The sequence below is a fragment of the Arthrobacter sp. MMS24-T111 genome (assembly GCF_054888995.1).
Genome location: NZ_JBTZRO010000001.1, coordinates 4,262,001 through 4,285,933, shown reverse-complemented (window position 1 = coordinate 4,285,933; position 23,933 = coordinate 4,262,001). Strand labels below are relative to the sequence as shown.

Here is a 23,933-nt window from a genome sequence, read left to right as displayed (position 1 = left end):
GACAGGTAAAACCGGGACTCCCGCTCACCCCTTGCGGGTAGCCCCGCAACAACTGAGCGGGCGTCTGGGTTGAAGCTGCAGGATGTGAGCGGGCGTTTGGGTTGAGGCTGGCGGCGCCACCGGCGGAGTGGGAGAATTTGGTCATCCTTTGAATAGGGGGGCCATCATGGCCGGCCTGGGAGTTCTCCAACCTGGCCGCCGCTCCCGGGCATCCGTGCCCAGGCTCCTGGCGGTTGTACTCGTGTTCGCGATCGGCGTGCTGTTCGCTCCACCCGCACGGGCGGTCGACTACGGACACGACATTTCCTGGCCGCAGTGTCCGGGTGGTCTTCCGATGCCGCCCGAAGATACTGGGTTCGTCGTCGTCGGCCTGACCCGCGGACTCGCCTTTACCGAAAACCCCTGCCTGGCCGGCCAGTTCCAGTGGGTGCTCGACCACGGGGTCAGGGCCCAGGCCTACGCCATGGCGACGTTTCCCACCGGGGCGCAGTATGAGGCTTACGGAGACGACGGCCCCTATCCCACCAGCACCCGTCCGGACCGGCTGCGGAACGTTGGGTATGCGGAGGGCCTCGCCGCCTTGGCATCCCTTGGCAAGGTGGGATGGCGGCCTGAAAGAATTTGGGTCGACGTCGAGCCCCGCCCGCAACAGCCCTGGCCCAGCTCGTCGCCAGCTGAGCGGCAGGAGAACCGCTACGTCATCGCAGGACTCCTGGCAGCACTGGCAGACGCCGGATACCCGCACGGGGTCTACTCCTACGCGAGCGCCTGGGAAGCCATTACCGGGTCGTGGCAGCTCGCCGACGTGCCCGTCTGGTCACCGGCAGGCCGACTCGACTACGCCAGCGAAGCGTCCGACCTCTGCGTGAACCCGAGCTTCTCCGGCGGCACCGTCCACATCGCGCAGTGGACCGACGGCACTTACGACTACGACATGACGTGCAGTGGCGTCTACCAGGCCCACGTCGCGACGATTGGCTGGCAGCCGAGCGTCGCCGACGGTGCCGTCGCGGGCACCACCGGCCGGTCGCTGCCGCTGGAGTCGTTGCGCCTGTCGGTAGCGGGGGACCGCCTCCCGGGTGACATTCTTTGGCGGGGGCATGTACAAGACGTTGGCTGGCAGCCGTGGACCACGTCGGCGTCCCCCATTGGAACCACGGGCCTGGGCCTGCGACTGGAGGCATTTGAGCTGCGATTGACCGGGGATCTGGCCTCGAAGTACAGCATCAGGTATCGCGCCCACGTGCAGAACATCGGCTGGCAGCCCTACAGGGTGGACGGGGCGACGGCCGGCACTGTCGGGCAAGGTCTGCGGGTGGAGGCGGTGACGATCGAGCTGGTTCCCAAGGTGGCGCCGGAATTCACGGCCGTATACTCAGCCCACGTTCAGGACATCGGCTGGATGGCGAACGTTTCCGATGGCACCGTCGCCGGGACCACGGGCCAGGCACTTCGCGTCGAGGCGCTGCGCCTCAACGTTGCCAGCATGTCTTATGGCGGGGACATCCTGTGGCGGGGGCACGTGCAGGACGTGGGCTGGCAGCCCTGGACCTCCTCGGCCAATCCGATCGGCACCGTGGGGCGGGGGCTGCGTTTGGAAGCCTTCGAAATCAGGCTGACCGGCGAGCTGGCGAACCACTACAGCATCTATTACCGCGCCCACGTGCAGGATCTGGGTTGGCAGTCCTGGACGGCCGGTGGGGGAACGGCGGGAACGACGGGCGTCGGCAAACGGATTGAGGCCGTGCAGATTCTCCTTGCCCCCAAGGCCTGAGGCTGATCACGGCGGTGCTGACCATACAGGATTGTTGAACAATCCTGATTTATAGGGCATTCTTGGAGTACCACCAATCCGAGACGGAGATCACATGCCCAGCATCGACCTGAACAGCGACGTCGGCGAATCGTTTGGAAACTGGTCCTTCGGCGATGACGCCGCCATTTTCGAAAGTGTTTCCAGCGCCAACGTGGCCTGCGGCTTCCACGCAGGGGATCCCGTGGGCATCATGGCCACCTGCCTGGCTGCCGCGAAAGCCGGCGTAACCGTGGGCGCCCACCCCGGCTACCGGGACCTGGCCGGCTTCGGCCGCAGGTTCGTGGACATGACCCCGGCGGAACTGACCGCTGACGTGGTCTACCAGATCGGCGCCGTCCAGGCCGTAGCCCTCGCCGCCGGAACCGCAGTCCGCTACGTCAAACCCCACGGTGCGCTCTATAACACCATCGTTGACCACCCCCGGCAGGCCGGCGCGGTGGTGGCCGCCATCCTTGCCGTGGACCCCACCCTTCCCCTCATGGTCCTGCCGAACTCCGAGATCCAGCGCCAGGCCGACGCCGCCGGGCTGCGCACGGTCGCGGAGGCCTTCGCCGACCGTGCCTACAACCCTGACGGCACCCTGGTCTCCCGGCGCGAACCCGGAGCCGTGCTGCACGAGGTGAAGGACGTCGTCGAGCACGTCCTGCGCCTGGCCACCGATGGCGTGGTCCGCGCCGTGGACGGTTCACTGGTCCCGGTCAAAGCGGAAAGCATCTGCCTGCACGGCGACACCGCCGGCGCTGTGGCAATGGCCGCCGCCGTCCGCGCCGCCCTGGCCGATGCCGGCATCACCATCCAAAGCTTCGCGTAGCCATGGCTGCCACACAACAGCGCCCGGCCACGGCGCCGGTCCTTACCGCGATCAGGCCTGCAGGAGACCGGGCAATCCTGGTTGAGCTCTCCTCCCTGGACGCGGTGCTCAGCCTCCAGGCACAACTTATGGCGCACCCCAGGCCGGGCCAGATCGACGTCATTGCCGCCGCCGGGACAGTGCTGATCACCGCTGATTCGCCGCATGCCCTGCAGGAGCTGGCCGCGCACGTTCGCGGCCTGGACCTTGACGCGCCCGCGGAGGCCGACAGCACACTGGTCACCATTGAGGTGGTGTACGACGGCGACGACCTGGACGAGGCCGCGGCGCTCACCGGCCTCGGCCGCGAAGGCGTCGTGGCAGCCCACACAGGCCAGCTATGGACGGCAGCCTTCGCCGGATTCGCTCCGGGCTTCGCCTACCTCACCGGCGAGAATTCCACCCTTGACGTGCCGCGCCGGCGCTCCCCGCGAACCGCGGTACCCGCCGGGGCGGTGGCCCTGGGTGGACAATACTCGGCGATCTATCCCCGGCAGTCACCGGGCGGCTGGCAGCTGATCGGACGGACCGACGCCGCACTCTGGGACCTTGAACGGGAGAACCCGGCGCTCATCCGCCCGGGCGATACCGTCCGTTTCACCGCCGTCCGGGCTCAAGCCACCGTTCGGCGGCACACCGAAACTGCTGCCAGCGCGGAGGCTCACGAGGAACATGCCTCGGCGGGCCTGGCCGTGCGAAAGCCTGGCCTCCAGGCCACTATCCAGGACCTCGGCCGGCCGGGCTACGCAGCCCTGGGTGTCAGCGAGCTCCGGTGCCATGGACCGGGGTGCCCTGCGCCGCGCCAACCGCTTGGTGGGCAACCCGGAGGACGCCGCGGGAATCGAAACCCTCTTCGGCGGCCTGGAACTCGAAGCCCTGACCGACCAGGTCCTCGCCGTCACCGGCGCCAGCGCGCCATTGGAGGTGACGTCGTCGAACGATGCCCAAACGACGACGGCGGTGCGGCATCCGGCGTGCGACGCCCCGTTCGCGCTGCTGGCAGGGGAGCGGCTCACAGTGGGTGCGCCCACGGCAGGGCTGCGCTGCTACCTGGCCGTCCGTGGCGGGGTCGCGGGCCCGGCCGCACTGGGCAGCCGATCCACCGACACCATGTCGGGGATCGGTCCCGAACCGCTCACCGCAGGGACCATCCTGCCCGTGCATGCCGCCAAACCGGGCAGCATTGTGGGCAACCCCGAAATCTCACCCCTCCCGGACCAAGGCCACGCCACAATGCTCCGCGTGGTTCCTGGACCGCGGCAGGACTGGTTCAACGATGAAACCCTGCAAAGCTTCCTGTCCCAGGAGTGGACCGTGACACCGAAGTCCAACCGGATCGGCCTGCGCCTGGACGGACATGGACTGACACGGAGCAAGGAGGGTGAACTGGCGAGTGAAGGCACTGTCCGCGGCGCCGTGCAGGTGCCCCCGGAAGGCCAGCCGGTCCTTTTCCTCTCCGATCATCCGGTGACCGGCGGGTACCCGGTGATTGCCGTCGTCGTCCACGCTGACCTGGACAAAGCCGCCCAACTTCCGCCGGGTGCCACGGTGCGGTTCACCGCAGCATCCCCGGCAGACCAGCCCGAAACACCGAAGGAAAGCTTCCATGCGTAAAGTCCTCATTGCCAATCGCGGCGAGATTGCCGTCCGGATCGCCCGGGCCTGCGACGACGCGGGCCTGGAGAGCGTTGCCGTCTACGCCGATCCGGATGCCGATGCGCTGCACGTTTCCGCCGCCACCGAGGCGTACTCGCTGGCCGGTTCCCGGCCGCAGGAAACCTACCTGGACATTGAAAAGATCCTGGCGATCGCCGCCACAAGCGGTGCCGACGCCGTCCACCCCGGATACGGCTTCCTGTCCGAGAACGCCGGGTTCGCCCAAGCCGTGATCGACGCCGGCCTGACCTGGATCGGGCCCTCGCCGGACACCATCCGGCTGCTCGGCGACAAGGTCAGCGCCCGCGAGGTTGCCGTCCGCGCCGGTGCCCCGCTTGCACCGGGAAGCGACGGCCCGGTGGCCAACGCCACAGAAGTCCGTGCGTTCGCGGAACAGGTTGGCCTTCCGGTAGCCATCAAGGCGGCCTTCGGCGGCGGCGGACGCGGCCTGAAAGTGGTCCGGAACCTTGCCGACATCGAGGAAAGCTTCGACTCTGCGGTACGCGAATCCCTTGCAGCCTTCGGCCGCAGCGAATGCTACGTGGAGAAATTCCTGGACCGCCCCCGGCACGTGGAGGCGCAGGTCATCGCGGACACACACGGCAACGTGGTGGTGGTCGGCACCCGCGACTGCTCGCTGCAGCGCCGGCACCAGAAGCTCGTCGAGGAGGCCCCGGCGCCATTCCTTACGCCGGACCAGCGGGCCGCCATCCATGCCTCGGCCAAGGCCATCTGCCGGGAAGCCGGATATGTGGGCGCCGGCACCGTGGAGTACCTGCTGGATGGCTCCGGTTTCCTGAGCTTCCTGGAAGTCAATACCCGGCTCCAGGTGGAGCATCCCATCACGGAGGAAACCTCCGGCGTGGACCTGGTGGCTGCCCAACTGTCCATCGCGGCGGGGGAGGTGCTGCCCATTCTTGACGACCCCGAGCCGCACGGCCACGCGTTTGAGTTCCGGATCAACGCCGAGGACCCGGGCCGCGGATTCCTGCCGTCCCCGGGCACCGTGGATTCCTTCGAGGTGCCCACCGGGCCGGGAATCCGGCTGGATACCGGTGTGCGGGCCGGGTCAACAGTGCCGGGACAATTCGATTCGCTGCTCGCCAAACTGGTGGTGACCGGCGCGGACCGGCAACAGGCCCTCCGCCGCGCCCGCCGCGCCCTGCGCGAGTTCCGTGTTGGCGGGCTGGCCACCGTCCTGCCGTTCCACCGCGCCGTGGTGGAGGCTCCAGACTTCACCGGCACCGATTCCCTGGGCGTTTACACCACCTGGATCGAGAGTGAATTCGCCGCCGAGCTGGAAGCGGACCCCGCGTTCAGCCCCGCCGCACCCGAGGAACCGCGCCGCACCATCGGCATCGAAGTGGACGGCAAGCGGATGGAGCTCGGACTTCCTGCCGTGCTGCTGGATTCGCTGCTCAACGGCGGCGGCCGCGGCCGTCCCGCCGCGGCGGAGGGGAGCGCGGCTGCTCCGGCCGGGAAGAACGACGGCGACCTGCTGGCCACCATGGCCGGCACCGTGGTCAAGTGGCTGGCTGAGCCCGGAACACTCGTCGAGGAAGGCGAGGCGGTGCTGGTGCTGGAAGCCATGAAGATGGAAACGGCCGTGGCCGCCCACCGTGCCGGTACGGTCGGGAGCTGTACGCGGTGCCCGGAGACGCCGTCGGGCCCGGACAGGCGCTCACCACCATCGGTTAGGCGGCCGGCGGTTCACCTGGCGACGGCATGCGCGCGAACACCCGGCAGACCGCGAGGCTGAACCAGAGCTGGAGGTCGTGGAACCGGTCCCGGAGCAGATGGCCGGTGAAGAGCCCCGAGGGTTCCTGGTGAGCGGACAGCCAGTCGCGCGCCCTGTCGGTCTTTTCCGATTGGAGGTTGGGACTGATGACACTGATTGCGTCGAGGGCGGACACGAGGTCCGTCATCCAAAAGGGAAAGCTGAACTCGGTCCAGTCGGAGACGCGGCCCTTGTCCGGGTAGGCATCCGGCTCGAAGAAGCGGCCCGCAAGCAGCGCCGCAGCGTGTTGTGCGGAGGCACCGGCGCGGTGCCCAGGATGGGCCGCGTACGCCCTGAGGACTACCCCGGTGATCAGGTGTGAGAAGGGCCGGGCCGGGTCGCCGGTGATGGTCCGCTGGTCGTCGAGCGCGTCGAGGTTTCTTCCCCGGGTGCGGAACGGAAGGGCCCAGCCGCCGTCGTCCTGCCGCGACGCCTCAAGCCAACTGAAGGCACGTTCCACCCGGGGGTCTCCGCTGTAGCCCGCCTTGCTGAGGAGCCCGATGAGGGCCGCCGTGTAGTTGGGAGACACTTGGTTGCCGTAAATCCCCCGAAGATCACCTTCGGCGGACTGGCGTGAGAGGACATAGTCGGCCGCTGCCGCGAGGGCGGGATGCCGGTGCGTGAGCCCGAACATCTCCACCAGGAACCCCAGTTGCCGATAAGTTTCGAGCAGGTCGTAATCCGTCCGCGCCCGGGGCCTCCTTCCCGGGTAGGTCCACGACCCGTCCGCCGCCTGGTGCCGCAGGATCCGGCGCGGGATCGGAAGGTCCCAGAGTGCCACTTCAAACGTTCCCGCAGGGCCGCCGGCAGGGCCTGACGGTGGCGGGGGCAGTTCCTTGGCAGCCCAGAAGCGTACGGCCGGGTGCCCGCTCGATAGCAGCGGACTGATCGGGTCGATGCGCAGGCCATCAAGCCACGTCATGGTCACCATGATGGCGGAATACGTCAGGCGCGGACAGGGTAGCCGAGCCCTGCCGATATCGTGGTGCCATGACGTTTGACGAGGTGCTGGCCGATCTCCAAGCCCAGGCCAGGACCACCAAGCACGCCGAAACCGGGCTGTGGGTGGCCGCGCAGCTGCGCAGCCGCATTGAGGCCGGCCAACTCAAACCCGGCTCCAAGCTCGCAGAGGAAGCCCTCCGCGAGGCCCTCGGCGTGTCCCGGAACACCCTCCGGGAGGCGTTCGCAGCCCTGCACTCGGAACACATCGTCACCCGCATTCCCAACCGCGGCGTGTTCGTCGCGCACCCCACCGCGGAGGATATCCGCGAGATCTACCGTGTCCGGCGCTTCCTGGAGCCCTCGGCGGTGCTGTGGTCCGGCACGGTCTCCACGGAGCCCCTTGCAGCGATCGTCAAGGCGGCCAGGGCTGCCGCCGTTGACGGCGACATCCCGGGCATGGCCGGGGCCAACCAGGACTTCCACCGTGCCATCGTGGACCGCGCCGGCAGCGAACGCCTGAACAGCCTTATGGACCAGGTGCTTGCCGAGATGCGGCTGGTATTCCACTCCATGGCCGCCAATCCCGCCTTCCACGAACCCTACGTGGAGGACAACGCGAAGATCGTCGAGCTCCTGGAGGCCGGGGAACTGGCCGCGGCAGCGGACTTCCTGGCCGACTATCTGGAGCGCGCCGAAGCGCAACTGCTCGCCGCCGTCGGCCGCTGACCCGATCCCCTTCCGCAAAAGGGGTTGCGGGATTGTTGAACAAAACGCTATGCTGTGGATCACACCGTTGTCCTGCAGCACACACAATCCTGCAGCCCTAACGTGACCGGGGCTCCCGCCCCTCGGCGCCGCCCCACCGACTAAACCTGGGCACGGACGCGCCGGCCCCCACTTTCGCAGACCCGTCACGGGTCCCCTGGGAAGGGATAATCATGCTTGTACTCATCGGGGTGCTGCTGGTGATCGTTGGCTTCGCCATCCGCCTGAACCCCCTGATTGTCGTCACCGTCGCGGGCATCGTCACCGCGCTCCTGGGCGGCATGAACCCCGCGCAGATCCTCGAGTCGTTCGGCACCGGCTTCGCCAGCAGCCGCTCCGTCACCATCTTCGTGGCGGTCCTGCCGGTGGTGGGCATTATCGAGTTCTTCGGGCTGCAGGAGCAGGCCAAAACCCTCATCGGCCGGCTCGCCAAACTGACCGCGGGGCGCGTCCTGATCGGCTACCTGGCCGTCCGCCAGATCACCGCCGCCGTGGGCCTGACCAGCATCGGCGGCCACGCACAGACCGTCCGCCCGCTGGTGTTCCCCATGGCGGAGGGTGCAGCGCTGCGCCGCTACGGCCACGTGCCGGAAAAGATCAGCGAGAAGATCAAGGGGCACGCCGCCGGCGCCGACAACGTTGGTGTGTTTTTCGGCGAGGACGTGTTCGTGGCGGTCGGCTCCATCCTGCTGATCACCACGTTCGTGGACACCACCTACCACCTGCACCTGGAACCGCTCCAGCTGGCGCTCTGGGCCATCCCCACCGCCATCGCCGCCTTCCTCATCCACGGCTTCAGGCTGCTGCGCCTGGACAAGCAACTGGACAAGGAATACCGCGAGTTTGAGCTCACCGCCCAGAAGGAAACCGCAGGAGAAGCCAAATGATCAACGTTGAAGCCGTTTACTGGCTGGTCGGCATTCTGTTCGTCGCATGGGCGTCGCTGATCGCCGCCGACACCAACCACCCCCGCCGCTGGGGCAGCTCGGCCTTCTGGGGCCTGCTGGGCCTGTGCTTCTTCTACAGCACCTGGGTCCAGGCCGGAACCGCGCCCGCCTGGATCCTGGGCGTCGCCGTCCTGGTGCTGGTGGTACTGGCATCCACCGGCCTGCTGGGCCACGGCAAGCACCGCACCTCCACCGGGCCCGAGCGCGAGGCCTACGCCAAACGCTTCGGCAACAAGCTCTTTATCCCCGCCCTGACGCTGCCCCTGGTCACCGTGATCTTGGTGCTCGCTGCTCCTGTGCTGGTGATCGGCGGCACCCCGCTGCTGGATCCCAAGAACACCACGCTGGTGGCGCTGGCCATCGGCGCCGTAGCCGCCGTCGTCGTCGCCCTTGTCATCCTTAGGCCCAAGAACCCTGCCACGCCCCTCTTCGAAAGCCGCCGGATCCTCGAATCCATCGGCTGGGCTGCGCTGCTGCCGCAGATGCTCACCACGCTGGGCATCCTCTTCACCAAGGCCGGGGTCGGTACCGCTGTGGGAACCCTGGCGTCCGGGCTGCTGCCCAAGGGCTCACTGATCGCGGGCGTGCTGGTGTACTGCATCGGCATGTTCCTCTTCACCGTGCTGATGGGCAACGGCTTCGCGGCCTTCCCGATCATGACCGCCGCCATCGGCTGGCCCGTCCTGGTGCAGACCTTCCACGGTGACCCCGCCATCATCTTCGCGATCGGCATGCTCGCCGGCTTCTGCGGCACCCTCTGCACGCCCATGGCAGCCAACTTCAACCTGGTGCCGTCCGCGCTGCTGGAGATGAAGAACAAGTACGGCGTCATCACGGCCCAGGTGGGCACGGCCATCCCGCTGCTGGCAGTCAACATCGTGCTGATGTACTTCCTGGCCTTCCACTAAACCTTCGCTCATCCCGGCTTTCAAAGGAGCATGATGGACAACGACCTCCGCGTACAGGCGGCCCCGGACTACGCCGCCGTGGTGTTGGGCAACCTGTCGGAGCCCTACCCGCACTCGGCGCACCACACCCAGGCGTCCGCCGACGACCGTCCCACGCCGGAGCAGATCCACCCCGCGTTCTACACCTCCTTCGACTGGCACTCCTGCGTCCACATGCACTGGCTGGGGGCCAGCCTGCTGGGGGCCGCCGCCGGGTCGCCTTTGTCCGGGGCTGCTCAGGAGGGGGCGTCCGACGGCGGGACAGCGGCCTGGGTGGACAGCCCGACTGCCGCGTCGCTGCGGGAAGCCCTGGGCGCCAACCTGACCCCGGCCAAGCTGGCGGTGGAACGCGACTACCTGCTGGCCAACCCGTCCTGGGAACGTCCGTATGGCTGGGCGTGGCTCATGCGGCTTGCGGCCACCTGTTCCGCGTCCTCCGATGCACAGATCCGCGAATGGGGCTCCGCCCTGGAGCCGCTGGTGGATGCGGTGGCGGAGCTCAGCGTCGCGTGGATGGCCAAGGCGCAATACCCCGTCCGGCACGGGCTGCACACCAACGCGGCCTTCGGGGTGGGCTACATGCTGGACGCTTTCCGATCCTTGGGCCGCGAGGACGCCGCGAAGGCGTGCGAGGAGGCGGCCCGCGGCTGGTTCGCGAACGACCGTGGCTGGCCGGGGGACTGGGAGCTCAGTGGCCAGGACTTCCTCTCGGCCGGCCTCAGCGAGGCGGACCTGATGCGCCGTGTCCTTTCCGCCGACGAGTTCGCAGACTGGTTCGGAGCGTTCCTCCCGGGACTCTCCACGGCGTCGCGGATCCTGCAGCCGGTGGGCGTGACGGATGAGACCGACGGCTACCTGGTGCACCTGCACGGACTGAACCTGACCCGGGCCGGCCAGGTGGCCCGCACCATCGCCACCCTCCGCGAATCCTCCAAGCCCGAAGCAACCGCTGCGGCGGCCGTCCTCAGCGAGGCACTCGATCCGCTGTTGAAGGCCGGGCTCTCCGGGCTGGAGAGCGGCGACTTCATGTCCACGCACTGGCTGGCGAGCTTCGCTTGGGACGCACTGGGATCCGTGGCGGCGCTGGACTGAGGTTCCGGGCGGGGCAGCGGCCGGCTGTCCGGGGCCGGACAGCTGCCAGGCTCCACTGGCCTGCTGCCCGGCTCCACTGGCCGGGTCCCAGAGCGGCCTAGCCGCGAATGTAGCCAACAATGTCGACAATGACGTGCGATCGACCGGCGGAGGTATTCCTGATGGCGATCTTGCCGTCCGGCCCGATGGGAACCACGGAGAAGCTGGCCCGGGTCTGAGTCGCCTCGAAGTTGACGTTCGATGTTCCCGGGAGGGGGCCTCCGCTTGGATAAGCCCTCAAGTGCCCAACGGATGTTGGGTCCGTAACAGTCAGGTTGATCAGCGCCGCCTTGGCTCCAGCCGGAACGCCGTTAGCGCCGCTTACGGTCACAGCGGCGTCTGCGTTGGCGTCCAAGGGGGAAGCTGTCGTCCGGGTGTCCAGGAGCCGCTTGGGCGCCAAGGACTCGAAAGCGCCCGGAGTTGAACCCGCGCCCTTCCGGAAATATCCCACCACGTCGACAACGATGCCCACCGGCCCCGGCGATGTATTCGCGATACTGATCTTGCCGTCAGCGCCCACCGGAACGATTGCAAGATTCGGGGTGTCGCCGGTGGTCCAGTCATAGTTGACGTTGGACGTTGCCGGGCGGCTGGTGCCGCTCGCGTAAGCGGTCAAATGTCCGTGGCTGGTGTGGATGTTGTCGCGGTAGATGTTGGCCGCCGTAATGTTCACGACAACGGCGCCGACCTCTGCCGGTAGAGGAGCCAGGCCAATCATTTGAATGTCAAAAACTTCGCCGCTGCGGGTCCCAAGCGTTCCACGGCTGTCTGCGGCGCGGAAAGGCGTTACTGCCTGGTATGCTCCGCTGTCCGTGGGAATTCCGCTTGTGAAGTAGCCGGATATATCCACGATCAGGTGGAGGGTTCCGTCGTAGCCGGCGTTCTCCAAATTGATCCGACCATCATGCACAGGCACGACTATGGAATTGGCGACCGTTTGGCGCTCCCGGAAGTTGACCGTAGACGTGCTGGTACTTTGCTGGCCGAACGGGAAAGCATTGACGAATCCATAAGAGGTCGGATCAGTGACGGTCACGTTCAGTGCCACGGCGCTTGCATCAGCCGGCACGCCGGCAAGTCCACTGACTTGGACCACCTGCATTGATCTCACCGGGACAGGGTCAGACAGTTCCCGGGTGTCCAAAAGCCGCGTCGGTTGCAGGGGAACGAATTTGCCGGCCGCCGGAGAGGCTTGGCGCCCGGCTGTGTCATACGAGAGCGTTCCAGCGTCCACTTTTTGTCCGTTCCGGATTTGGAGCACTTGCGCTTCTTGTCTGTCGCGCACGTTGCCGGAGTAGATCTTTCCAAGCGGGATTAGGTAGTGCGCGTAAGGGTCCACGTTGGTTTCCACGATGTAGTCCCCGTCCGCGAGGCCGCCAATCACAAACGCTCCCGACGGGTCGGCTGTTGCCCTCCTTTCGTCCAGCGAACCGTCCGTGGATATCGCCATGACACCGTGGTACCCCAGCGGGCTCCCTGGTGCGCTCTGTACGCGCCCAGTAATGGATCCGCCACCTGTCATGGCGGCATTTACACCTGCAGTGGTCCCTCCAAGCGCGATGGCGACATCGGCACCCTTTGCATATCCTTCATTTTCTGGAACTCCGGGATAGTACTGCGTCAGCAGCGACGGGCCGTACTGGCCGGGCGAACTAAATCGGACCTTATATTGTCCTGGAGCTGCAGTTCCGATGCGGTAGTTGCCGGCGGAATCTGTGGTGGTTGACCTGACAAAGCGACCCAGGGAATCGTGAAGAGAGACATACACCGGCGAAGTGGTCCCCGTGACCGTTCCTGTCATCGCACCTGCGGGTGCCAGACGAAGATCCAGCCCTAATTTTGCCTCGCCCTGGGCAAAGTTCACCCTCTCGGCTGAGGGGAACTGTCCAGCGTTTGGATACCACATAGTTGCGAAAGCGCTGTTGTTGGCAGGACACCCATAAGAAATCCTGGCGGGTCCGGCAGGAACTTGTGGCAGGCTGTATGCCCCGTCTTCGCCAAAGGTCGTCGAACTGACAACGTTGCCGGCGTCAGAATAGATGCGCACAAAGCCGGATTCGGGGCTGCCCCGTCCGGGAAAATGATCCGGCCACTGAGGCTGGCGGGAGCTGTCAGGCCAAAATTGATCCCCGTGGTGCTGGTGCTTGGCTTGAGTTGGATCGGATTCGCGGCCTTCTTGTCTGCGCCACTGCCGTACCAGGATTCCAGCAGGCCGCTTGAGCCGGGTGTGACCCTCACGGTAAAAGTGTCGGCGCCAAGGCCTGTGATCCTGTAACTGCCGTCGGACGCCACCGGCACGGCCCGTTCGAAGGCTGTTCGGGCGACACCAGCGGGCGGAGTAAATGAACTGCTGGCCACTACGGCCAGTTGGTGTAGATCGGTCCCGGGTGGTGCGGAAACAGAACCGGAAATAGTCGAACCCGGGGCCATCGTTACCTTCAATCCCCGAAGGCTGCGGTTGCTCAGAGTAATCGTGGTCGCATCTGCTTGTCTGGCCACATCTCCGTACCACGTGTTGGCCAACCCCGTGTCTCCTCCCGAAACCAGCAGATTGCCGAAGTCCATCCCGCTGTATGGCACCCGAAAATGACCATCGGCTGATACGGGTTCGGCAGTCCTGAGCATGTCGCTTTGCACGTCGGTAAGCTGCACTTTCAGATGATCGAGGTGCGTACCCGGCGGCCCCGTAATGATGCCCTCGACATATTTCACCGGGTTCCAGTCATCGGCCGTGGCCTTCACGCTCCCACTGGCCAGGAGCGATACAAGTGCAACAGTAATCCCAGCCACCACACGTAGCGAAGCAGTGCGAAGCACGCTGCCGCCTTTCAATCAGGCGGCCTCAGCCGCGCCCCCAAAGCTGTTCAGCACAGCCTGCCTAGTTTATGGCGAAAAATCGCGGAAAACATCAACTCGATGGAGATTCGGTTTTCGAACAATACAGTTGACGAAACTCCCGCAGTCACACTCCGTCCGAAGCCTGCGGACCATGCATGTTGTGCCATGGCGCGTTAGTCTTGCTGCACCACGCCGTCGTGCGTGACCTGGGAGCAGCGGGCAGGGTTGTAATGAGCTGACTGTCCGCCCGTGAGCCCGGAGGAAACCGATGCGCCAGCACGTCAGCACATGCCTGCCAGACCCTGCAGCGGCAGGGGACACCGCCACCATCAAGCCCCGCCGGAAGCGGACCAGGCACCCTCGGCTTGCGGTGGGGGACCGGGTCAGTTTTGCCGAAGGAACCATGGCCGGCACGGGAGTCGTGGACGCCGTGACGTCAGATTATTCGATCATCTGGGTGTGGGCGGATGAAGGCCAGGGTCGGCGGATGTTCCTGCAGGGATACGGAAGCATCGTCGCGGCAGCGCAGCAGGAACCCGGGCTGGACGCCGGCGCCGCAGGCAACGGCTAAGCTCGGCGTTCCAGCCGGCTTAAATGTCACACCCTCCCGGCATCATTGGGATATGGCAAACAGTGTGGTGGCGAGGGCACTTGCGGACATACAGTCCGCCATCGCCATGCTGACTGCCGAGGTGGAAGACTCCGGCTCACTTGCCGCTTCTGACGATGTCGATCCACTCCAGGGGCTGGCCGAGGGGTGCCTGGATGTCATGGCCTGCGCCGCCAAGGCGGAAGCCCAACTGGCGGCTTTGAAGGTTCGGGCCGTGGCTGCCTTCGCTGATGCGGAGCGTTCTGCGGCCCCGCCGGACGCTCCGGTCCAGGCACAGGAGATGGCCGTGGCAGCGGAAGTTGGGTGTGCATTGGCAATAAGTCATCGCGCCGCTGGTGCTTTGCTGGCCGAATCCTATGCGCTGGCCAGATCGCTGCCTTTGACCCTTGCGGCCCTGGGCTCCGGACATATTTCGTGGCAGCATGCCCGGACCATGGTGGAGCAAACCGCCAGCCTGGAGCCCGCTGCCGCTGGTGCCCTGGAAGCGCACTTCCTGGATCCGGACGCGCTTAACCGGGCCCGGGGTTGCCCGATTGGCGAGATGCCTGCCTACCGTTTCAAAGCCAAGGCCCGTATCTGGCGTGAACGCCATCACCCGGAGAGCCTGGAAGCCCGCCATGCCAAGAGCGCCGCGGACCGGCGGGTTGGCTATGCGCCGGAATGCGATGGGATGGCATGGATCTCTGCCTATCTTCCAGCCGCCACGGCTTCGGCGATCTGGAACCGAACCACAGCTGTTGCCCGTGGTCTCCAAGGCACGCACGAGGCCAGATCCCTCTCGCAGCTGCGCGCCGACGTGCTCTCCGCTGCGCTGCTTACCGGAGGCGGCAGTGCGGACCTTCAAGAGGGATACCGCGGGCAGGTTCCGCGGACGCGGGCGCAGGTGCTGGTCGCCGTGCCCGTTTTTTCCTTGCTTGGTGCCACGGACGAACCGGCCATGCTGGACGGGTACGGGCCGATACCGCCATCGATTGCACGCCGCCTTGTCGCCGAAGGCGCGGAGTCGTTCCACCGCGTGCTTGTTGACCCTCGTGACGGGGCGCCCCTGGAGATCGGCCGCAGCAGCTACCGGCTGACCTCAGCCATGCGCCAGTGGCTGCGGATGCGCGATGGAAGATGCCCCTTTCCCGGCTGCAGCAGCCACTCCCTTGATAACGAGGCCGATCACATCTTGGCTTGGCATCAGGGCGGCCGCACCGGGATCAGCAACCTTGGACAACCGTGTCCGAAGCACCACAGGCTCCGACACATCACCGCGTGGAAACCGACACCGGCGTCCCCAACCGAACCTCCGGGTTGGATCTCGCCAACAGGCAGGAGATACAGGAGCGAACACCAGGACTGGGAACCACCGCGATGGCCGCATGCCCTGGGGGTGGAACTCAAGCGGGGCACTGGTCAGAGAAGGACCCCACAAGCGGAAAGAACAACAGGGTGCCGTATGGTCGATGGTCATTCCGGGGCTCCCTAAACCGGTTGCTTCCCTAAGCTCCCCGACGCCTTTGGTGGGACAATAAGTGCAGGGCCCCCTGTCACGGCGCCAGCCAGGTGCCGGCACGGCCCGCGCAAAGACCAGGAGGGGATCCTGATGGACCCCACCACCGTGACTGTCGTTGTCCTCGCTATCCTGCTTCTCGTTGCTGCGAGGATGTCCATCCGGATCGTCCGCCAATACGAGAAGGGCGTACTGTTCCGGCTTGGCAGGGTGGTCGGCGTAAGAGACCCCGGCCTGCGGCTGATCATCCCGGTCATCGACCGGCTGCCGCTGGTAAGCCTCAGGATCGTGACCATGCCCATCCAGTCCCAGGGCATCATCACCCAGGACAACGTCAGCGTGGACGTGTCAGCGGTGGCCTACTACCGGGTGGTGGACGCCGTGAAATCCGTCATCGCCATCGAGAACGTGGCCGCGGCCATCGACCAGATCGCCCAGACTACGTTGCGGAAGGTGGTTGGCCGCCACACCCTGGACCAGACCTTGTCCGAGACCGAACGGATCAACGGCGACATCCGCGAAATCCTCGACGTGCTCACCGTCGAATGGGGCGTGGAAGTCACATTGGTGGAGCTCAAAGACATCCAGCTGCCCGAAAGCATGAAGCGTGCCATGGCCCGCCAGGCCGAAGCCGAACGCGAGAAGAGGGCGAAGATCATTGCCGCCGAAGGCGAGGCCATCGCCGCTTCAGCGCTCGGCGATGCCTCCGACACCATGATGGCCCACCCACTCGCGTTGCAGCTCCGCAACCTGCAGTCCCTGGTGGAAATCGCCGTCGACAAGAACTCCACGGTGGTGTTCCCCGCACCGCTGATGAGCACCATCGGTGAACTCTCCGCCTTCCTGGCCCGCGAGAACCAGGCAGCGTCCGCCGCCGGCCCGTCCCCTGTGAAAGCAGCCTGACCGCTAACTGACCAGCGTGCGACCAACCCGCCGGCCTAGCCCGCGCCAGTCCCCACTTCGGTTCCGCACCACCGCGGCCGCTAAAGTCGTGCCATGACCACTGCTGCTCTACGCCCTGTCTACTTCCTCTCGGACAGTACGGGCATCACCGCGGAAACGTTGGGCAATACGTTGCTGACCCAGTTCCCGGTGGCCGACTTTGACCGTGTCACCATTCCCTTCATCACCACGGCCGAGCAGGCACGGGCGGTGGTGCGCACCATCGACGGCCTTGCCGCCACCGGGCCTCAGCCCCTGGTCTTCTCCACCGCGGTCAGCAGCGAAATCCGGCAGATCCTGGCCGGCTGCAAGGGCGTGATCGTGGACCTGATCGGCACGCATGTAGGCGTGCTGGAACAGGCACTCGGCGCGCCTGCCAGCGGCGAACCCGGCAGGGCGCACGGCCTGGGCAACGCTGCGCGCTACCAGTCCCGGATGGCGGCCGTGGAGTACGCGATGGAGCACGACGACGGCCAGAGCCTGCGTGCCCTGGAGAAGGCACAGGTGATCCTGGTGGCCCCGTCCCGGTGCGGCAAGACACCCACCACCATGTATCTGGCACTCCAGCACGGGATCTTCGCCGCCAACTTTCCGCTCGTCGACGAGGACTTCCAGCGGGACGGCCTGCCGAAGCCGCTGCAGCCCTTCGTATCCAAGTGTTTCGGCCTGTCGTCCAACCCGCTGCGCCTGAGCCAGATCCGCACCGAACGGCGGCCCAGCTCGCCGTACGCATCCTTGCGTCAGTGCGGTTTTGAGTTGCGCAGCGCCGAGCAGCTGTACGTATCCCACCGGATCCCGTACCTGAACTCGGCCACCGTGTCCGTGGAGGAGATGGCGGCCACCATCCTGCAGCGGATGAATCTCAAGCATTAGCAACCATTCACAAACGTGGCGTGGCGCACATCATGTGGAAAGTGCGCGGCAGACCTGCCACTGTTGACAAGGTTTTTCTTCCGGCCGGCACTACCGTGGCGGCCAGCAATGCCTAAGCCACCTCTGCAAAGGAGCAGCAAACATGACCACAGACGTTCTTTGGTTCTCCGAACTCGGACTTAAGGACCTGGACAAGGTGGGCGGCAAGAACGCCTCCCTGGGCGAAATGGTGCAGAACCTGACGTCCGCCGGCGTCCAGGTCCCGGATGGATTCGCCACTACGGCGGACGCATACCGCCGGTTCCTGTCCGATTCCGGCCTGGACCAGAAGATCGCCGACCGGCTCGTTGGCCTGGACACCGATGACGTGACGGCGCTGGCGGCTGCCGGCCAGGAGATCCGGTCCCTGGTCCGCGACACGCCGTTCCTGGCGGATTTCGAGGCACAGGTCCGCGAGGCGTACCAGCAACTGGTGCACAAGCACGCCGGCTCGCAGGACCTTTCCTGGGCGGTGCGCTCCAGCGCCACGGCAGAAGACCTTCCCGATGCCTCATTCGCCGGGCAGCAGGAGACCTTCCTGAACGTCCGCGGCATCGAGAACATCCTGCAGGCCATCAAGGACGTCTTTGCCTCGCTCTACAACGACCGCGCCATCGCCTACCGCGTGCACCACAAGTTCGAGCACGCCGAGGTGGCACTCTCGGCGGGCATCCAGCGCATGGTGCGTTCCGACGTCGGCGCCTCCGGGGTCATGTTCACCATGGACACCGAGTCCGGCTTCCAGGACGCCGTGTTCGTCACCTCCTCCTACGGGCTGGGGGAAGCTGTGGTGCAGGGCGCCGTGAACCCTGACGAGTTCTACGTGTACAAGCCCGCCCTGGAGGCCGGCCGGCCGGCCATCCTCAAGCGGGGCCTGGGCGAGAAGGCCCTCCAGATGACCTACACCACCAACAGCGAGATCGGCCGCACCATCGACTTCGTGCCGGTGGAGCAGTCCCAGCGCTCGCGCTTCAGCCTCACGGACGACGACGTCGAGCAGCTTGCGCGCCATGCCGTCGCCATTGAGAAGCATTACGGCCGCCCGATGGACATTGAGTGGGGCAAGGACGGCATCGACGGTGGCCTGTACATCCTGCAGGCCCGCCCGGAAACCGTGCAGTCCCGCCGGGCCCCGGGCAGCATGAGCCGGTTCCGCCTGAACGCGACCGGCCCGGTGCTGGTGGAAGGCCGCGCCATCGGCCAGCGGATCGGCGCCGGAAAGGTCCGGATCCTCACCGCGATCGACCAGATGGCCTCGTTCCAGACCGGCGATGTCCTGGTGGCGGACATGACCGACCCCGACTGGGAACCGATCATGAAGCGTGCCTCCGCGATCGTCACCAACCGCGGCGGGCGCACCTGCCACGCGGCCATCATCGCCCGCGAGCTGGGAATTCCCGCCGTCGTGGGCACCGGCAACGCCACTGACGCGCTGGCCGACCGCCAGGAGGTGACCGTGTCCTGCGCCGACGGCGAGACCGGCACCATTTACCAGGGCCTGCTGGACTTCAGCGTCGAGGAGACCGGGGTCACCCAGCTGCCCGAGGCGCCGGTAAAGGTCATGATGAACGTGGGCACGCCGGAACAGGCGTTCACTTTTGCGCAGCTGCCCAACCACGGCGTGGGCCTGGCGCGGCTGGAGTTCATCATCAACCGGCAGATCGGCATCCACCCCAAGGCTCTCCTGAACCTGGACAGCCAGCCGGCGGAAGTGGCCGCCGAGATCCGCGGGCGGATTGCCGCATACGACAGCCCCCGCGACTACTACATCAAGCGCCTGGCCGAGGGCGTGGCCACCATCGCCGCCGCCTTTGCGCCTGAACCGGTGATCGTCCGCATGTCCGACTTCAAGTCCAACGAGTACGCCAACCTCATTGGCGGCCCGGCGTACGAACCGCACGAGGAAAACCCGATGATCGGGTTCCGCGGCGCGTCCCGCTACTTGGAACCTTCCTTCCGGGACTGCTTCGACCTCGAATGCGAGGCCCTGTCCTTCGTCCGCAACGAGATGGGCCTGACCAACGTCAAGCTGATGATCCCGTTCGTGCGCACCTTGGACGAGGCGCGCGGCGTCATCGACCTGCTCGCCGAGAACGGCCTGCGCCGCGGCGAAACCGGCCTCGAGGTCATCATGATGTGCGAACTGCCCTCCAACGCGCTGCTCGCCGACGACTTCCTGGAGTACTTCGACGGCTTCTCCATCGGATCGAACGACATGACCCAGCTGACCCTGGGCCTGGACCGTGACTCGGCCATCGTGGCCAACAGCTTCGACGAGCGGGACGCGGCAGTGAAAAAGCTGCTCAGCATGGCCATCAAGGCCTGCCGGGCGCACGGCAAGTATGTGGGCATCTGCGGCCAAGGCCCCAGCGACCACCCGGACTTCGCTGAATGGCTGGTGAAGGAAGGCGTCAATTCCGTCTCCCTGAACCCGGACACGGTGGTGGACACCTGGCTGCGGCTCGCGGGCGCGGCAGAAGACTCGTCCGCCGGCGCAGTGGCTGCCGCCTCCGGCGCAGCCTGACCAGACCGCCGAAAGGTCCAAGGGCGGTTCCGCCGCGGTGTCAGCGCCGTGACGGGACCGCCCTTCCTGCAACCTGTCTAGACTTGGGTTCAGGAGCTTGACCCAAGAGTGAAGGACGGACCGCTGTGGCCACCCGTTATGTTGCGATCGCGGACGACTTGCAGGCCCGCATTGCCGCCGGCCAGTGGGAAGTGGGCGCATTCCTTCCGTCCGAACCCGAGCTGGCCTCGACGTATGGCGTCTCCCGGGAAACCCTGCGCGGCGCGTTGCGCCAGCTTGAAGAGGCTGGGCTGATCGCCAGGCGCCGGGGGCAGGGGACGCGGGTGGTCAGGCTGCAGCCGGTCCAGGAATTCCACACCAAACTGACCTCCATCGAAGAGCTGGCCCAGTATGGCCGGACCGCGGTACGGCACATCCTGGGCATGGAAACCGTTCCGGTCCGCGACGGCCTGGCGGAGGACCTTTGCGTCCCGGAGGGAGAGTCCCAGCTTCGCATCACGTCCACCAGGCAGGATCCCGCCGACGACGGCCGGCCCATGTCCTGGGCGGAAGTATATGTCTCGCCGCGACACGCCAAGCTCCTCAACGAAGAGTTGGGCACCAGCGACCGGCTGGTGGCCGACCTCATTGCGGAACGGACCGGGCGCCGGGTGAACCGGGTCCTGCAGCGCATCAAGGCCACCGCCCTGGGGGACGAAGCAGCCGGGGTCCTCGGCGAACTGCCGGGATCAGTGGCGCTGCAGCTTACGCGGCGCTACCTGGACGACGACGGCCAGGTCCTGGCCGTCGCGGTCAGCACCCATCCCGGCTCCCGCTTCGTCTACGAATCAGTCCTCGAGCGCGGCTGACAGGGCTCAGCAGGACCACGCCGGGCAGGCTGCCCGGCCCACCGGCAGGCCTTGACAAAACCCCATGACGTCCCCCACATTTGTCTAGACAGATAATGTGTCTAGACAAGTGAGGCGTCAATGAAGTCGCAAGAACAGCTCCTGGCCGCGGCCGGGCCACGACCCAGGAAGGCTTGGTACAGGGGACTGGGCGCGCAGGTCATCATCGCGATGGTCCTTGGCATCGCCGTCGGCTTTGCCTTCCCCGGGTTCTCCTCCCAACTCAAGATCGTCGGCGACCTCTTCCTCGCCCTGATCAAAACCGGCATTGCGCCGCTGGTCTTCCTGACCGTCGTGCTGGGTATCCTCTCCGCCGGCAACCTCAAGCAGGCCAGCCGCATCGGGTTCTCCGCCCTCATCTACTTCGAGGTCATCTCGACGGTGGCACTGGGCCTGGGCCTCCTGGCGGCCAACCTGCTGCACGTCGGTGAAGGCGCAGGCTCCTTGGCAGCAAACGGCGGAAAGCCGCCGGCCAACAACGGCGACCACACCTTCGCCGGCTTCCTCACCAGCATCTTTCCGGACAACTTCTTCGGCGCTTTCACTTCGGGACAACTGCTTCAGGTAGTCATCCTCGCCGTCATTTTCGGCGCCGGACTGCTGACGCTGAAGCCGGCGGTCCTGGGCAGGATCCAAGGCGGCCTGGACACTGTCTCGGAGGCTTTCTTCGGCTTCATCAACGTGATCATGAAGCTGGCACCCATTGGTGCCTTTGGCGCCATCGCCTACTCCGTGGGTACCAACGGCAGCGCCATGCTCCTGGCCCTGGCCCAACTGGTGCTCGAGTACTGGGCCGTCGTCGCCCTCTTCATCACCGTGGTGCTGGGCCTGGTCTGCCTGGCTGCCGGGTTCAACGTCTTCCGGATCCTGCGCTACGTCAAGGTCGAGATGTCGCTGGTGCTCGGTACTGCTTCCTCCGAATCCGCCCTGCCCGGACTGCTGAAGAAACTCACGGCCATGGGATGTTCCAAACAGAGCGTGGGACTGGTGGTTCCCACCGGCTATGCCTTCAACCTGGACGGCACGTCCCTTTACATGTCCATCTGCACCCTGTTCCTTGCCAACGCCTTCGGCGTGCACATTGGCCTGGGCGAACAGTTGGGCCTGATGGCCATCATGCTGCTGACCTCCAAGGGCGCGGCCACGGTTTCCGGCGGAACCTACGTGGTGTTCGCCTCCACTGTCGCCGCCACCGGCTACCTGCCGCTTGAAGGCGTGGCCATCCTCTTCGGCGTCTACCGCTTCATGTCCATCGCCACCGCCTTCTGCAACACCTTCGGCAACGTCGTGGCCACCATCGTCGTCTCGAAATGGACCAAGGAGATGGATGTCCCCAAGGTCCGCCGAGCCCTGGCCGACCCCACAGGCTTCCTGGCCGAGCTGGACCGCCAGGACGCCCAGGAAGCCGCCGCCGCAAATCCCGGCCCTGCGGATTCCGGCTCAGAAGGTTCCCACCCCAGCGCCGGCACATCCGCAGTGTCCGCTCCCGCCCACGACGGCGCCGTTTTTTCCACCCCCACGAAGTAAAGAGGTACCCATGAGCTCCACCGTTTACGACTCCCTGCTCTTCCGCGACATGTTCGGCACCGCCCGCATGCGCTCGGTCTTCAGCGACGACGCCTACGTCAGCCGGATTATCGATACCGAGACTGCCCTCGCCCGCGCGCAGGCGAAAATCGGACTGATCCCCGCGGACGCCGCCATGCGCATCACTGAAACGGCGAACTTCGCAGCCCTGGACCAAGAACGGCTGCGGCGGGAGACCGAAATTGTGGGCTACCCCATCCTGCCCATCGTGCAGCAGCTCTCCGAACAGTGCGGGGACGACGGCGGCTACATCCACTGGGGAGCCACCACCCAGGACATCATGGACACTGCCACCATGCTCCAGTGCAAGGAAGGCCTCGCCATCCTCGGCGAGCAGCTCGACGGCGTCCGGGCGGCACTGGCGCGGCTGGCCGAAACCCACGTGAACACCCTCGCGGCCGGCCGCACCCACCTGCAGCACGCACTGCCCGTGACCTTTGGCTACCGCTGCGCCGTCTGGCTCTCCTCCCTGGACCGGCAGGCCGACCGGCTGGAACAGGCGGCCGCCCGGGACCTTATGGTCCAGTTCGGCGGGGCCGCCGGCACTCTCGCCTCGCTCGGCGAAGGGCCCGAAGGCCTGGAAACCCGGGCCGGACTGGCAGCGGAACTCGGGCTCACTGACCCGGACATCACGTGGCACGTCGCCCGGGACGGCCTCGCCGAGCTGGTGAGCCTGCTGGCGAACATCGGTGGCTCGCTGGGCAAGATCGCACTGGACGTCATGCTGATGTGCTCATCCGAATACGGCGAAACCGCCGAGCCGTTCGTGATGGGCCGCGGCGCAAGTTCCACCATGCCGCAGAAACGCAATCCAATCTCCTGCGAACTGATGCTCGCTGCGGCCAAGATGCTCAGGGACAAGTCCTCCACCATGTTCGACGCCATGGTCCAGGATTTCGAGCGGGCCACCGGGCCGTGGCACCTGGAATGGGCCACCATCCCGGAAGCCTTCCTGTTACTCTCCAGCTCCCTCGGACAAGCCGAATTCATGCTCTCCGGGCTCGAAGTGGACGTGGACAGGATGCGGGAAAACACTGCCATCACCGGTGGGCTCATTGTGGCCGAAGCCGTGATGATGGCCGTGGCGCCGGTCTTGGGACGCCAGGAAGCGCACCACGTCATTTACGCGGCATGCAAGACCGCCATCGAAAACCGGACCACCCTGGAATCGGAGCTCCTCAAGCACCCGGACCTGGTCCAGGAGCTTGGCCCGGAGAGGATTGCCGAGCTCTGCGACCCCGCCGGCTACCTGGGCAGTGCCGGGGCCATGACCAAACAGGTGATCTCGGCCAGGGCGCGCTGACCCT

General features: G+C 66.1%; 17 protein-coding genes and 2 pseudogenes. 16 read left to right on the top strand and 3 right to left on the bottom strand.

What is annotated here, in order from left to right; all coding sequences use genetic code 11:
- Positions 1-166: 166 nt before the first annotated feature.
- The 4 genes and pseudogenes from ACX5I6_RS19920 to ACX5I6_RS19905 all read left to right on the top strand — a co-directional run bounded on the left by ACX5I6_RS19920 (position 167) and on the right by ACX5I6_RS19905 (position 6,020).
- On the top strand, positions 167-1,774 hold the full coding sequence (locus tag ACX5I6_RS19920) for a hypothetical protein (RefSeq protein ID WP_461841632.1): 1,608 nt from the start codon (positions 167-169) through the stop codon (positions 1,772-1,774).
- Between the two features lie 94 nt (positions 1,775-1,868).
- Entirely contained in the window at positions 1,869-2,627 is a 759-nt protein-coding gene (locus ACX5I6_RS19915; RefSeq protein ID WP_461841631.1) for a LamB/YcsF family protein, read from the top strand.
- 2 nt (positions 2,628-2,629) lie between these two features.
- Positions 2,630-4,280, top strand: a pseudogene (locus tag ACX5I6_RS19910) (5-oxoprolinase subunit B/C family protein).
- Positions 4,273-6,020: pseudogene (locus ACX5I6_RS19905) on the top strand (acetyl/propionyl/methylcrotonyl-CoA carboxylase subunit alpha). The pseudogenes ACX5I6_RS19910 and ACX5I6_RS19905 overlap by 8 nt, the downstream one beginning before the upstream one ends.
- Here the strand turns inward: ACX5I6_RS19905 and ACX5I6_RS19900 are convergent.
- On the bottom strand, positions 6,017-7,021 hold the full coding sequence (locus tag ACX5I6_RS19900) for a prenyltransferase/squalene oxidase repeat-containing protein (RefSeq protein WP_461841630.1): 1,005 nt from the start codon (positions 7,019-7,021) through the stop codon (positions 6,017-6,019). The pseudogene ACX5I6_RS19905 and the gene ACX5I6_RS19900 sit on opposite strands and share 4 nt — an antisense overlap.
- A gap of 68 nt (positions 7,022-7,089) precedes the next feature.
- Here ACX5I6_RS19900 and ACX5I6_RS19895 point away from each other — a divergent pair, with 68 nt between their 5' ends.
- The 4 genes from ACX5I6_RS19895 to ACX5I6_RS19880 all read left to right on the top strand — a co-directional run bounded on the left by ACX5I6_RS19895 (position 7,090) and on the right by ACX5I6_RS19880 (position 10,792).
- Complete coding sequence (locus tag ACX5I6_RS19895) at positions 7,090-7,767, top strand: GntR family transcriptional regulator (protein WP_461841629.1); 678 nt, start codon at positions 7,090-7,092, stop codon at positions 7,765-7,767.
- A 212-nt stretch (positions 7,768-7,979) separates the two neighbouring features.
- The gene (locus ACX5I6_RS19890; protein WP_018762092.1) at positions 7,980-8,693 is read left to right on the top strand and encodes a DUF969 domain-containing protein; all 714 of its coding nucleotides are present in this window, start codon (positions 7,980-7,982) and stop codon (positions 8,691-8,693) included.
- Positions 8,690-9,661 (top strand): DUF979 domain-containing protein, encoded by a 972-nt coding sequence (locus tag ACX5I6_RS19885; protein WP_285249319.1) that lies wholly within the window; start codon positions 8,690-8,692, stop codon positions 9,659-9,661. Before ACX5I6_RS19890 ends, ACX5I6_RS19885 begins: the two co-directional genes overlap by 4 nt.
- Positions 9,662-9,694: 33 nt before the next feature.
- On the top strand, positions 9,695-10,792 hold the full coding sequence (locus ACX5I6_RS19880; RefSeq protein WP_461841628.1) for a DUF2891 family protein: 1,098 nt from the start codon (positions 9,695-9,697) through the stop codon (positions 10,790-10,792).
- 97 nt (positions 10,793-10,889) lie between these two features.
- On the opposite strand, the gene ACX5I6_RS19875 is transcribed toward ACX5I6_RS19880, so the two are convergent.
- Positions 10,890-12,695, bottom strand: a complete 1,806-nt coding sequence (locus tag ACX5I6_RS19875; RefSeq protein WP_461841627.1) for an SdrD B-like domain-containing protein — start codon at positions 12,693-12,695, stop codon at positions 10,890-10,892.
- Positions 12,692-13,573, bottom strand: coding sequence for a hypothetical protein (locus tag ACX5I6_RS19870; RefSeq protein WP_461841626.1), 882 nt, complete (start codon positions 13,571-13,573; stop codon positions 12,692-12,694). Before ACX5I6_RS19870 ends, ACX5I6_RS19875 begins: the two co-directional genes overlap by 4 nt.
- Positions 13,574-13,937: 364 nt before the next feature.
- On the opposite strand from ACX5I6_RS19870, the gene ACX5I6_RS19865 reads away from it, so the two are divergent.
- From ACX5I6_RS19865 to ACX5I6_RS19830, 8 genes are all read left to right on the top strand, one after another.
- Positions 13,938-14,240 carry a hypothetical protein gene (locus ACX5I6_RS19865; protein ID WP_461841625.1) on the top strand — a complete coding sequence of 101 codons (303 nt, stop codon included), beginning with the start codon at positions 13,938-13,940 and terminating at the stop codon, positions 14,238-14,240.
- A 52-nt stretch (positions 14,241-14,292) separates the two neighbouring features.
- Positions 14,293-15,750, top strand: a complete 1,458-nt coding sequence (locus ACX5I6_RS19860) for an HNH endonuclease signature motif containing protein (protein WP_461841624.1) — start codon at positions 14,293-14,295, stop codon at positions 15,748-15,750.
- Between the two features lie 117 nt (positions 15,751-15,867).
- Entirely contained in the window at positions 15,868-16,677 is an 810-nt protein-coding gene (locus ACX5I6_RS19855) for a slipin family protein (protein ID WP_461841623.1), read from the top strand.
- A 93-nt stretch (positions 16,678-16,770) separates the two neighbouring features.
- Entirely contained in the window at positions 16,771-17,589 is an 819-nt protein-coding gene (locus ACX5I6_RS19850; RefSeq protein ID WP_461841622.1) for a pyruvate, water dikinase regulatory protein, read from the top strand.
- A gap of 142 nt (positions 17,590-17,731) precedes the next feature.
- Positions 17,732-20,152, top strand: a complete 2,421-nt coding sequence (gene ppsA / locus ACX5I6_RS19845) for a phosphoenolpyruvate synthase (RefSeq protein ID WP_461841621.1) — start codon at positions 17,732-17,734, stop codon at positions 20,150-20,152.
- A gap of 125 nt (positions 20,153-20,277) precedes the next feature.
- The gene (locus ACX5I6_RS19840; protein ID WP_461841620.1) at positions 20,278-21,000 is read left to right on the top strand and encodes a GntR family transcriptional regulator; all 723 of its coding nucleotides are present in this window, start codon (positions 20,278-20,280) and stop codon (positions 20,998-21,000) included.
- Between the two features lie 120 nt (positions 21,001-21,120).
- The gene (locus tag ACX5I6_RS19835; RefSeq protein ID WP_461841619.1) at positions 21,121-22,566 is read left to right on the top strand and encodes a cation:dicarboxylate symporter family transporter; all 1,446 of its coding nucleotides are present in this window, start codon (positions 21,121-21,123) and stop codon (positions 22,564-22,566) included.
- Between the two features lie 10 nt (positions 22,567-22,576).
- Complete coding sequence (locus ACX5I6_RS19830) at positions 22,577-23,929, top strand: class-II fumarase/aspartase family protein (protein WP_461841618.1); 1,353 nt, start codon at positions 22,577-22,579, stop codon at positions 23,927-23,929.
- Positions 23,930-23,933 lie beyond the last annotated feature (4 nt).

Bases quoted from the DNA above. Each gene is read 5' to 3' on its own strand.
- ACX5I6_RS19900 (WP_461841630.1), bottom strand. From the start codon at position 7,021: ATGACGTGGCTTGATGGCCTGCGCATCGACCCGATCAGTCCGCTGCTA.
- ppsA (WP_461841621.1), top strand. From the start codon at position 17,732: ATGACCACAGACGTTCTTTGGTTCTCCGAACTCGGACTTAAGGACCTG.
- ACX5I6_RS19855 (WP_461841623.1), top strand. From the start codon at position 15,868: ATGGACCCCACCACCGTGACTGTCGTTGTCCTCGCTATCCTGCTTCTC.
- ACX5I6_RS19885 (WP_285249319.1), top strand. From the start codon at position 8,690: ATGATCAACGTTGAAGCCGTTTACTGGCTGGTCGGCATTCTGTTCGTC.
- ACX5I6_RS19830 (WP_461841618.1), top strand. From the start codon at position 22,577: ATGAGCTCCACCGTTTACGACTCCCTGCTCTTCCGCGACATGTTCGGC.
- ACX5I6_RS19890 (WP_018762092.1), top strand. From the start codon at position 7,980: ATGCTTGTACTCATCGGGGTGCTGCTGGTGATCGTTGGCTTCGCCATC.
- ACX5I6_RS19895 (WP_461841629.1), top strand. From the start codon at position 7,090: ATGACGTTTGACGAGGTGCTGGCCGATCTCCAAGCCCAGGCCAGGACC.
- ACX5I6_RS19865 (WP_461841625.1), top strand. From the start codon at position 13,938: ATGCGCCAGCACGTCAGCACATGCCTGCCAGACCCTGCAGCGGCAGGG.
- ACX5I6_RS19920 (WP_461841632.1), top strand. From the start codon at position 167: ATGGCCGGCCTGGGAGTTCTCCAACCTGGCCGCCGCTCCCGGGCATCC.
- ACX5I6_RS19835 (WP_461841619.1), top strand. From the start codon at position 21,121: ATGAAGTCGCAAGAACAGCTCCTGGCCGCGGCCGGGCCACGACCCAGG.
- ACX5I6_RS19850 (WP_461841622.1), top strand. From the start codon at position 16,771: ATGACCACTGCTGCTCTACGCCCTGTCTACTTCCTCTCGGACAGTACG.
- ACX5I6_RS19915 (WP_461841631.1), top strand. From the start codon at position 1,869: ATGCCCAGCATCGACCTGAACAGCGACGTCGGCGAATCGTTTGGAAAC.
- ACX5I6_RS19880 (WP_461841628.1), top strand. From the start codon at position 9,695: ATGGACAACGACCTCCGCGTACAGGCGGCCCCGGACTACGCCGCCGTG.
- ACX5I6_RS19860 (WP_461841624.1), top strand. From the start codon at position 14,293: ATGGCAAACAGTGTGGTGGCGAGGGCACTTGCGGACATACAGTCCGCC.